The sequence below is a fragment of the Arthrobacter sp. Dra40 genome (assembly GCF_059091905.1).
In genome coordinates this window covers 1-948 of sequence record NZ_JBNHHB010000532.1, presented here as the reverse complement: position 1 = coordinate 948, position 948 = coordinate 1, and the positions used below count along the sequence as shown (strand labels likewise).

At 67.8% G+C, this 948-nt stretch carries 1 protein-coding gene and 1 pseudogene; both read left to right on the top strand.

Annotation, left to right across the window (positions count from 1 at the left end):
* Nucleotides 1–143, top strand: a pseudogene (locus AC5RWT_RS37820) (protease HtpX); the annotation flags it as partial.
* A 4-nt stretch (nt 144–147) separates the two neighbouring features.
* Complete coding sequence (locus AC5RWT_RS37815) at nt 148–834, top strand: histidine phosphatase family protein (RefSeq protein ID WP_494084681.1); 687 nt, start codon at nt 148–150, stop codon at nt 832–834.
* The last annotated feature ends 114 nt before the right edge of the window (nt 835–948 follow it).

Here is a 948-nt window from a genome sequence, read left to right as displayed (position 1 = left end):
AGAAGCTGGTCAACACCAGCCACCTGATGATTGCCAACCCGTTCAAGGGCGGTGGCGTGAAGAAGATGTTCAGCACCCACCCGCCGATGGACGACCGGGTGGCCCGGCTGGAACGGCTGGCCGGACGGCCGCTGGGCTACTGATGCCATGCGGCTGCTGCTGATCCGGCACGGGCAAACTCACTCCAACGTCCGCGGGCTGCTGGACACCGGCGCCCCCGGGGCTGAACTGACCGAGCTGGGGCACGCACAGGCGCGGGCTCTGCCAAAGGCGCTCGACGGCGAACCGATCGACGCACTGCTGGCCTCCACCCTCGTGCGCACGCAGCTCACGGCGTCTCCGCTGGCTGCCGCACGGAAGCTCGAAACCGACGTGCGCGAAGGGCTGCGCGAGATCTCGGCCGGCGAGCTGGAAATGCGCGGCGACCGTGATGCCATCATTGCCTACATGACCACCGTCTTCGCCTGGGCCTCGGGGGACCTGGAGCGCCGGATGCCCGGCGGTCCGGACGGGCATGAAACCTTTGGCCGGTTCGACGCCGTCATCGACGAAGCCCGAATCTCGGGCATCGGCACCTTGGCGGTGGTCAGCCATGGCGCCATGATCCGCAGCTGGGCCGGCGCGCGGGCGTCCAATCTAACGGTCCCGTTCGTGGCCCGGAACCAGTTGAGCAACACCGGAGTGGTAGTGCTCGACGGCGGTCCCGACGGTTGGGAGGCCCTGACCTGGATGGGCCAGGCTGTGGGCGGGTCCGAACTGGCCGATCCCCTCACCGACGGTCCCACCGCCGATCCGATCAACCCCGGGGACATCCCCTCCGACTCCCGGGACTGAAGGGCAAAAACCGCGAGAACCCGCAGCGGCCGACCGCCATGTCACACATCTGCCTCCAGCGGTGTCCTATCTCTGTCACCACACACGAGAGGGAGTCCGCAGTGACTACACAGC